The sequence below is a fragment of the uncultured Lamprocystis sp. genome (assembly GCF_903933125.1).
In the GTDB taxonomy this organism is placed as follows: domain Bacteria; phylum Pseudomonadota; class Gammaproteobacteria; order Chromatiales; family Chromatiaceae; genus Thiodictyon.
This window is the reverse complement of sequence record NZ_CAIZIZ010000527.1, coordinates 1-10,002: the sequence shown is the minus strand read 5'-3', so window position 1 is coordinate 10,002 and position 10,002 is coordinate 1. Positions and strand designations below refer to the sequence as shown.

Below are 10,002 nucleotides of genomic sequence, written 5' to 3'. Positions count from 1 at the left end.
GCTGCGCTTATCCACCCTACGAAACCGGCTCCGTTGTAGGGTGGATAAGGCGCGCCGCTCGGTCTCGGGGACTCGGCACGGCGGTCGCGCGCGCCGCATCCACCAGAGGTCGCGCGGTGCCGCCCAAATTTGGAATTGCTGTCTGGCTGCGTGAGCTGCGGCGCATGGTGGCCCGGTTGGGGGAGACACCGGAGCTGCGTCACCACGACGGACTGGGCAAGGAGGAACAGGGTCAGATCTGGCTGCCGGTGATCCATTGCCGCGATTGCCATGCCGCCGGCTGGGGCGCGACGCTGCCCAAGACCAGCCCGAACCAGTTACAGTCCGATCTCAAGGCGTTTTACGAGTCGTTCTTCGCCGAGGATGTGGCAACCCGCTTTGTCTTTCCGGCCGGTGACGGGGGAGCGGACCCGCAGGTCTTTGAGCGCCGCATGGTTTGTCCCACCTGCGGGACCCTGCATCAATCGCAGCAGTGCGACTGCATCCTGTGCGGCCCTCAGGGCGATCAGGCGCCGCTGCTCGCGGTCAACATCACCGCCAATCTGCGCCAGGCCAAGCGCCACGGGGCCAAGTTCACCAAGTCGCACCATGACTGCCCGTTTTGCGGCGGGCATAAGACCTTGACGATCGTCGGGTCCCAGGCGGCCAGCCTGGCGAGTGTGATGGTCGCTCAGTTGTATGGCAGCCGCTTCAATCAGGACAAGAAGCTCATCGCCTTTTCGGACTCGGTGCAGGATGCCGCCCACCGCGCGGGCTTTTTTGCGGCCCGCACCTGGCGCCTGAACCTGCGCCCCGCGCTGGCCCAGACCATTGCTGCCCAGACCATCGCGACCAGGCCCGCAGGCGGGCAGCCACTGACGCTAGCCGAGCTGCCGGGGGCCTTTGCCGCCCAGTGGCAAGCGACCTTGGGGCTCGACCAGTACGTGGCGAACTTCCTGCCGCCGCAGCTCAACTGGCTGCGCGACCTGGAGACCCTGCTGCGTGATGGCCGGCTGCCGGACCACAGTAATGTGCCGCGCGAGCTGGCAACGGTCCTGCCCTGGATCATCCAGGCGGAGTTCGGCCAGGACGCCCATGTCGGCCGCACCTTGGTCGCCACCGGTACCGCCGGCGTGGCGCCGCTGCCCGTGCCCTGGCAGCAGGCAATCGACTGGCTGGAGGCGCACCTTGGGCAGGAGATCGACCCGCTCCGAGACATCGCGCCGCAGGCCATCGCGACCTTCCTACAGGGACTGGTGGCCGAGCTACAGCGCATGGGGGCCTGGCGCGATCCGGGGCTGGCCTGCTATGCCGGCAACGGCTGCAAACCCTTTGCTTATCAGAAGAATCCAAGCCAGTTCAAACTGCTGGCCGGGCCGCGTCCGCCCCGCTTTCTGTCGCTGCCGGAGTTTCAGCGCTGCGTCAGCGTGGAGGCGACGCCGTGGTTCCGTGCCTGGGCCTTCAAGAGCCTACCGGCACTGAACGACCTGGCCCTGGGGGCGGATGCGCAGGTCGCCGAGGTCTATCGGCTGGCCCTTACCGCCCTGCGCGAAGGGGGCCTCGCCGATTATGAAGACAGCGCACAGGCGGCAAGCAAGCACCCGATCCAGGTCTGGGGCCTCGATCCCGCGGCCTTCAGCGTGCAGTTGGGCGGCGCCCGCTGGCACTGCCCGAGTTGCTCACAGCAGACGTTGGCGGCGCCGGGTACGAATCTGACGGGTCAACCCTGCCGGCGTCTGACGTGCACTGGGCAGTTGGAGGCGGGCATGCCGCGCGGGGACTTCTATCGCACCCACTACCTCAACGCGGAGATCCAGCGTGTTGTCGCCCATGAGCACACGGGTCTGCTTCCGCGCGAGACACGCGAGCGCGTGGAGGCCAGCTTCAAGTCCAAGGTCCGTCGTCCCGGCGCGATCAATCTGCTCTCCGCCACGCCCACGCTGGAGATGGGTATCGACATCGGCGATCTGTCCAGCGTGCTGCTCTGTTCGGTGCCGCCAAAGCAGGCCAATTACTTGCAACGGGTCGGGCGCGCCGGCCGCAGCACCGGTAACGCGGTCCTGATGACGCTCGCGGTGAGTCGACCCCACGACTGGTATTTCTGGGAGGATCCTAAAGAGATGCTGGTCGGCAGCATCCAAGCCCCGGGGGTGTTTCTGAATGCCTCGGCGGTGCTGGAACGCCAACTCACCGCCTTTACGCTGGACTGCTGGGTGCGCGAGACCGGCCGTGGGGCGCTGCTCCCCACCGAGATCCGCCCGGTGTTCAACGCCATTCGCAGCAACGCCCCCCATCGCTTTCCCTATCCCTGGCTCGCCTTCGCGGAACAACAGCGCGGCACCCTGCTCGACCGGTTCATCCGCCTGTTCAATCAGGCCGGCCGTAACCCCCTGAGCGATGAGACCCGGCGCTGGCTCTCCCGCTTCATCGACGGCGATCGGCAGCAGCCCGGCTCACTCCCCTGGAAGATCATCGATAAGTTGAGCGGCATCGCCCGCGATGTGGACTCACTCGCGCGCAGTCGGGATCGGACCGACAAGGAGATCGTGCGGCTCAAGGCCCTGCCGGTCCTGGGTGAGGTGGACGCCGCGGAGCTGACGCGGTTGGAACAGGAGCGGGCGGCGCTCGCGCGGCTGATCGGCAGCATCGAGGGCAAGGCGACGCTCAATGTGCTCACCGACGAGGGCCTGTTGCCCAACTACGCCTTTCCCGAGCAGGGCGTCTTGCTGCGCTCGATCATCGTGCAGGAGCGGCGGCCCGGCCAGGATACCGGCCCCGGTGTGAATCCGGCCCAGCCCCTGACGTTCGAGTACGAGCGCCCCGGTGCTTCGGCCATCACCGAACTGGCGCCCAACAACACCTTCTACGCCGAGGGTCGGCGGGTGGTGATCAACCAGGTGGATGTGTCCAAGGTCAAGCCCGAGCCCTGGCGTCTGTGCCGCCAATGCGCCTATGCCGAGCCCATTGCCGCCGGCGATCATCACCGCCAGTGCCCCCGCTGCGGCGATGGCCTGTGGCGCGATAGCGGCCGGGTGCGCGAGATGCTCAAGCTGGTCACCGTATTCGCTCGCACCTTGGATCGCGACAGCCGCATCGCCGACGATTCCGATGAACGCCAGCGCGGTTTCTATCTGCGCCAATCCCTGGTCGACAGCCCGCCGGACGCGGTGCGGCAGGCCTTTGCCATCGACCATCCGCAGTTCCCGTTCGGCTTCGAGTTTCTCGACCGGGTGACCTTTCGGGAGATCAACTTCGGCGAGACCGACCCCAACGCCGCACCCATGACCATCGCCGGTGAGGAGATGGCCCGGCCGGGCTTTGCCATCTGCCCCGAGTGCGGCACCTTGCAGCGTCGGCGCAAGCCCGAGGAGCAGTTCCGCAACCACGCGCCCTGGTGTGTGCGGCGCAAGCAAGACCAGGCGACCACCCAGCAATGCGTGTTCCTCTATCGCGAGTTCACGAGCGAAGGCGTGCGCCTGTATCTGCCCGAGGCCGCCTTCGGCGACACCAAGGAGCGCCTGCTGTCGTTCGTCGCGGCCTTACAGTTGGGGCTGATGCGCCGCTTCCGCGGGGCGGTGGATCATCTGCGTATCGCGCTGGATATCCGCATGGCGGGCGGGGAGGAGGAGCCGCGCTGTTATCTCGTGATCTACGACAGCGTGCCCGGCGGCACCGGCTACCTGAAGGAGTTGATGCGGGATCAGCACCCCCTGTTCGAGGTGTTGCAGGCGGCACTGACGTCGTTGAACGCCTGTGCCTGCAACCAGGACGCGGACCGCGACGGCTGTTATCACTGCGTCTATGCCTATGGCAACAGCCATGACCGCAACTATGTGTCGCGCACCATCGCCCAGCGGCTGCTCACCGAGGTGCTGAAACATCAGGATGCCCTGAAGCCCGTGTCCGGGTTGGCGCAGGTCGCGCCCGGCAACCGGCTGTTCGACAGCGCGCTGGAACGGCGGTTTGTCGAAGCCCTGCGCCGGGAGCAGGCGGGCCTGCGCTTCGAGCTGACCGAGATCCTGGTCCGCGGCAAATCCGGTTACCAGGTGCAGGCCGGCGCCCGCCGCTGGCGGTTGGAACCGCAGGTGGATGTGAACGAGTCCCAGGGTGTGCAGATACCCAGCCGCGCGGATTTCGTGTTTTGGCCGGACGATGGGGTTGCCGATCTACCCGTGGCGGTGTTTCTGGACGGCTGGCAGTATCACAAGGACAGCCTCGCCGCGGATCTCAGCAAGCGGCTGGCGATTGCGAAGAGCGGCACGTTTTCGGTGTGGACGCTGACCTGGCCGGACATCGACGCGGTCTTGCAGGCCAATGCCGATCATTGCCATTCGGATCCTGTGCCGACGCCCTGGCCGTCATTGCTGGATGGCCACAGCAATCAGGTTGTGCAGAAACTGGCGGATGCGCTCGACATCGGTCAGTTGCCGGCACTCAAGGCGCTGACGCCGTTCATGCAGTTGCATGGGCGTCTGGCGACCTATCGGCACGCGCAGATGCAGCGCCTGGCGAGCGCCTTGGGGGTGGGGATGACGATGTCGCCCGGCGAGCCGGACTGGCTGGACCAGGGCCGGGCGCACCCGTTCTGGGTCCAGTTGGAAGCGACCGGCCTGTTGTCGGCGGGCCAGGCGGGGCTGCGCCTGGGTGCGCGGCGCCTGGGGCCGCACTGGTCACTGATCGCGGGAATCGGTGCGCCCCAGTTGTCCGGCTTGATGAAGAATGCGTGGGCGCTGGACCAGGAACCGCTGGTGGTGTGCCTGTGGAATGACCCGCAGAGATCGCCGGACCAGGAGCGGCAGAAATCCTGGCAGCAGCTCTGGCAGGTCCTCAACCTGCTGTTGCCCCTGCGCCATTGCTGGGCCGGCACCGTGGAGCAGCCGGGGCTGGCGCGGCTTCGGGACGCGCCGGTGTTGCACCCCCACTTCGACCGAGCCACGCTGTATGACGCGGCCTGGACCGAGGTTGCAGCGCTGGCGGCAGGCGAGGTGCAGCACTGGATCGCGGCGCTGGCGGAGTTGGGTCTTGCCTCCCCCACGGTCGGCTTCGAGCTGACGGATGACAAGGGCCGGATCCAGGCCGAGGCTGAGCTTGCCTGGGAACCGCTCAAGGTGGCGGTGACCCTGGCCCGAGATCTCAATTTTGAACGCTTCGCCGCCGCGGGCTGGCATTGCCTGGTGGCGGCACTCGATGCCTCACCCGCGGAACTGATCGCGGCTCTGCAGGAGAACAGTCCATGAGCCTCGCGCCCAAGATTGCGATATCCGATGATTTTCTGCGCGCCTTCGCGGCGGTGCCGCGGGACCATCAGCAGGCGGTGCTGTCCTTCCTGGCCAAGTTCCGCCAGAACCCGAAGGCGCCCGGTATCAACTACGAAAAGATCCACGCGGCGTTGGATCCCAATATGCGCTCGGTGCGGATCAATGATCAGTTGCGCGGTATCGTACTGAAGCCCGATGAGGGCAGTGTCTATTGCCTGTTGTGGGTGGATCGCCACGACGACGCGTACGACTGGGCCGGTCGACACCGGGTGACCATCCATCCGGATGTGGGCAGCATTCAGGTCTATGCCTCCGAGCCGGTGGCAGCGCAGACCGTGCCTGCCGTCCCAGACACTGCCGCCGCGACTGGGTTGGGGCTCTTCGCCGCGCTCAAGGACCGGGAGATCCGTCGGCTGGGGGTGCCCGAGGACCGGCTGGCGCTGGTGCGGGCGGTACGTTTGGAGTCGGAGCTCGAGCGACTTGAGGGTCAACTGCCTGACGAGGCGTTTGAAGCCCTGTACCTGTTCGCGGCCGGCGAGCCCTATGACCAACTGATTGCGGAGTTGGAGCCGCCCGACGCGGTCGATCCCGCGGACTTTGGCGCGGCCCTGGTCCGCGATACCACGCGGCGTCACTTCGTACTGCTGACCGATGACAGCGATCTGGAGGCGTTGCTGGCGGCACCTTTGGAGCGCTGGCGGGTCTTCCTGCATCCCAGCCAGCGCAAGCTGGTCGAACGCGATTGGTCAGGCCCGGTGCGCGTCACGGGGGGCGCGGGGACGGGTAAGACGGTGGTAGCGATGCACCGCGCGGCCCGACTGGCGCGCCAGTATGCCGCCCTGCCGGGCCGACCGGTCCTATTCACCACCTTCACCAAGACCCTGGCCGACGACATTCGCCGCCATCTGGGGCAACTCTGCACCCCGCAGGAACTGGCCAAGATCCAGGTGATCCATCTCGATGGGTGGGCCGTCGGGCTGCTGCGGCGTCTCGGCTACAAGGCCGAATTGTTGTACGACGAGAGCGCCCGTCGTCGTTTCTGGCAGTCGGCCCTGTCGGCCGCCCCGGCGACGGTGGACCTTCCCGCGGCCTTTTTCCGGGCGGAATATGAGCGGGTGATCTTGCCGCAGGGCTGCGAAACGGCTGAGGATTACATGCGCGTCAGCCGCATCGGGCGCGGCGGTCAGTTGGGACGGGCGCTCCGCAAGGCCATCTGGCCGGTCTTCGCCGAGTATCGTGCGCAACTCAACGGCGCCAATCTGCGCGAGCCGGAAGAGGCCTTTCGCGATGCCCGCAACCTCTTGCAGGATCCGAGCGCCGCGTTAGGCATTCGCTGCATGATCGTCGATGAGGCGCAAGACATCAGCGCCGCCGCCTTCACTCTGATCCGTGCCGCCGTCCCATCGGCAGAGAATGATTTGTTCATCGTCGGTGACGCCCACCAGCGGATCTATCGGCACAAGGTGGTCCTTGGGCGGGTCGGCATCGAGGTGCGCGGACGCAGCAAGAAGCTGCGCGTGAACTACCGCACGACCGATGAGATACGCCGCTGGGCCTGTGCCCAGTTGGAGGGGTGCGCGATCGACGATCTGGACGGCGATCTCGACAGCCTCAAGGGGTACCGCTCCTTGACTCATGGCGAGGTTCCGGACGTGCTGAGGTCCGATTCGCTCGCGCAGGACCTCGCGCACATCGAGACCATCCTGCGGCAACTGACCGAAGACGGTACGGCCAGCCGGCAGGTCTGCATCGCCGCCCGTACCAACGACGAACTGGACGCCTATGCCGATGCCCTTGATGATCTTGGCATTGCCCACCTGCGATTGGACCGGACAACGGCGGACGACCAATCACTTCCTGGCGTTCGACTGGCCACCATGCATCGCATCAAGGGCTTGGAGTTCGGGGTGGTGATCCTTGCCGGCTACCGGAGCCCTCAAGCCTACGCCGAGGAATTCTCGAAAGATGCCGATGCCGGCGTCACCGACGATACCGAAACGGTGGAGCGCTGTTTGTTGCATGTGGCGGCGACCCGGGCCAAGGGGCATCTCTTTGTGCTCAAGCGCGGCTTGGCAGGCTTCTGAGCCTGGGAGCAGCCACAGGCTTTGATCGTAATCCCGGCCAGCGGCATGCGTAGTCAGGGCTTCCAGCCCTGAGGGTGTCAGGCCAGGATGGCCTGACTACGCACCTGGCGAGCCCAAGTGGCCGGAATCTTGATCAAGGCCCAGCCACATGCAGGCTGTTTAGCGGATCGAAACCCGACAGACAGCAGGCTTTTCATGCCTAACTTGAATCGCTTATCCGATTACGACAACGACAACGACAACGACAACGATTGGATTCGTTGTTTAACCTATTGCTGACTCCTTACTTTGGTTGAAAAGGGATCCCAGGATCAATGGTCGACATAGGGCACGTAGTCCAGGTCGGCGCAACTGATATGCTCGATGAGCCAGTCCTGCGCGATCTCCAGTGCCCGCTCCGCCAAATGCTGACTGGGACCGAAAACCTCCAGGTCATACACCAGTTGATCCAGACGCTCGAAGAAAGCCGCGTGCAGTTGCTGGTGAGCCGCGAGTCCGGGAAAGCCGTGGCGACGCATCAGATCCTCTTCGACCTGAAAGTGCCGTGCCGCGTAATCCCGCAAAAAGGCGATGGCGTCCTCGACACCGTGCTCGCCTGCGCAATTGAGGATTTGGTCATGCAGGCCATGCGCGGCCGCGAAGAATCCCTGGTGTTGATGGTCGATCTCGGCGATGCCGATCTTGTAGGCGTCCGACCAGTCTCTGAGCATGGTTCACCTCCGATGCGGGTCCGTGAAACGGGCGTTGGCGGTCGGCCGCCGGGACACGCGGTCCCGCGGTCGACCGGCCGGCGGTCAGGCGTTCAGCACCGCCATGGCCTGTTCGTGCTGGGCGTCGGTCATGAAGGGGATGCCGGTGACCTCCGCGGTCTCGCGATTGGCGGACATCAGATCCTCCCGAGCGAGTTGATCGATGGAGAACTTGCGCGCGCCGGCCATGAATTGCTGCAGTCCGCAGGCGAGCTTGTCCGCGTAGCCGTACATGGCGACCGCGCCGAAGGGGATCTGCGCCATCTCCGCGTCACCGACCTTCTGACGCACCGCCTCCCAGCCCGCGAAGATCGACTCCGGGGTCTCGCCGATGGTCTTGACCGACGAGGGCAGATGATCCCAGTGGCCGGACACGGCGGCGCGGCGCTCCGGCCGCAACACGCCTTCGATGTTGCTCCCCAGGAAGCCCGGAATCATCGGCGCCCGTCCCATGCAGACCATCTTCGCGAACGGGGCACCCAACGCCAGCGCCTTGAACAAATGGTCCTCACGCGCCATGCCCCCGGCGAGCGAGATATCCGGCACCGCGATGCCGCGCTCGGTCAGGATACGGCAGTAGTCGTAGGCCTTGGCGTGCAGCGGCAGTGAGGGCACACCCCAGTGCTCCATCATGTTCCACGGACTCATGCCGGTGCCGCCGCCGGACCCGTCGATGGTCAGCAAGTCGAGCTTGGCATCGGCCGCGTAGCGGATCGCCATCGCCAAGGCCTCCATGCCGTAGGAGCCGGTCTTGAGCGAAATGCGCTTGAACCCGAGGCCGCGCAGCCGTGCCACCTCGCCCATGAAGGCCTCGCGAACCTGCCCGGCCGAACTGAGGTCGGTGGCGCCGAGCCGGCTGTGGCGGGCGAAGCTGGTGATGGCCCCACGCTCGAACGCGGTGCGCACCGCGGGGTCGGTCGGATCCGGATCGACCAGGTAGCCGCGCGCCTTGAGGAAACAGGCATAGTCGATGTCGCTGACCTGGATCTCGCCGCCGATGTTCTTCGCCCCCTGGCCCCACTTCAACTCGATGATGATCTGGTCGCCATACTTGTCGATCAGATACTCGGCCACCCCGTTGCGGGTGTCTTCCACGTTCATCTGGACGATGATGGCGCCGAAGCCGTCGAAATAGCGCCGGAAGATGGTGATCCGCCGATCCAGTTCCGGGGCGGACGTGATCCGGCCGTTGTCGAGCACCGCGGCGCGGTCGATGCCGACCACGTTCTCCCCGATCACAATGGGGAAGCCGCAGAGTGCGGCACCCACGGCGAACGCATTCCAGTACTTGGCGGCGATGAAGGTTGACCCCAGCGCACCGGTCATGATCGGCAGGCGACAGGTCGTTTTGACTTCCTGGCCAAAGCTGGTGGTGATGTCGACGTTCGGGAAGGTGCGATCGTCACTCGTGGTGGAGAGGCGGTCGGTGAGCCCACGCGCACCGTAGGCATAGCCCTGGATACGCACGGCGTGGTAGCCGATACCCTCGGCCACCGCGTTGCCGGAACCCGAGGTGGTATCACCGAAATTTCGAGGATACAGGAGCTTACGACCCAGGAGCGAGGACAGCCAAGTCTCACACTTGCCCTTGCAGTCACTGCTGCACAGGGTACAGAGCCCGGATTCACAGGGATTGCCCCGATTAGTCGTTCCCAGGGCATCGTTTTGCTTAGGCGCTTCGTACATGGATCGTCCTCGTCGTGCAGTCGTTAGCGAACATATTGGTTTGCACCAATGCAGCGCGGCATACTACAACGCAAGATCAACCTGCTACAACATCGCGCATCACTGCGCAGCAGTTCCAAATTTGGGTGGCCGCCGCCAACAGCGTGTCGGCAGCGAGGCCGATGGTGGATGCGCTGCGCTTATCCACCCTACGAAACCGGCTCCGTTGTAGGGTGGATAAGGCGTGCCGCTCGGTCTCGGGGACTC

At 65.4% G+C, this 10,002-nt stretch carries 4 protein-coding genes; 2 read left to right on the top strand and 2 right to left on the bottom strand.

What is annotated here, in order from left to right; all coding sequences use genetic code 11:
* Positions 1–116 precede the first annotated feature (116 nt).
* Both QZY03_RS28915 and QZY03_RS28910 read left to right on the top strand, forming a co-directional pair.
* The gene (locus QZY03_RS28915; RefSeq protein ID WP_295587343.1) at positions 117–5,216 is read left to right on the top strand and encodes a DUF1998 domain-containing protein; all 5,100 of its coding nucleotides are present in this window, start codon (positions 117–119) and stop codon (positions 5,214–5,216) included.
* Complete coding sequence (locus QZY03_RS28910; RefSeq protein WP_295587341.1) at positions 5,213–7,321, top strand: UvrD-helicase domain-containing protein; 2,109 nt, start codon at positions 5,213–5,215, stop codon at positions 7,319–7,321. Before QZY03_RS28915 ends, QZY03_RS28910 begins: the two co-directional genes overlap by 4 nt.
* Before the next feature lie 311 nt (positions 7,322–7,632).
* Here the strand turns inward: QZY03_RS28910 and QZY03_RS28905 are convergent, their stop codons facing one another.
* Both QZY03_RS28905 and QZY03_RS28900 read right to left on the bottom strand, forming a co-directional pair.
* A complete protein-coding gene (locus QZY03_RS28905) occupies positions 7,633–8,031 on the bottom strand; it encodes a hemerythrin family protein (protein ID WP_295587339.1) in 399 nt (132 codons plus the stop codon).
* An 84-nt stretch (positions 8,032–8,115) separates the two neighbouring features.
* Positions 8,116–9,756, bottom strand: a complete 1,641-nt coding sequence (locus tag QZY03_RS28900; protein WP_295587337.1) for a glutamate synthase-related protein — start codon at positions 9,754–9,756, stop codon at positions 8,116–8,118.
* Positions 9,757–10,002: the final 246 nt, after the last annotated feature.

Coding starts and splice junctions, on each gene's coding strand:
- QZY03_RS28905 (WP_295587339.1), bottom strand. CDS start 8,031: ATGCTCAGAGACTGGTCGGACGCCTACAAGATCGGCATCGCCGAGATC.
- QZY03_RS28910 (WP_295587341.1), top strand. CDS start 5,213: ATGAGCCTCGCGCCCAAGATTGCGATATCCGATGATTTTCTGCGCGCC.
- QZY03_RS28900 (WP_295587337.1), bottom strand. CDS start 9,756: ATGTACGAAGCGCCTAAGCAAAACGATGCCCTGGGAACGACTAATCGG.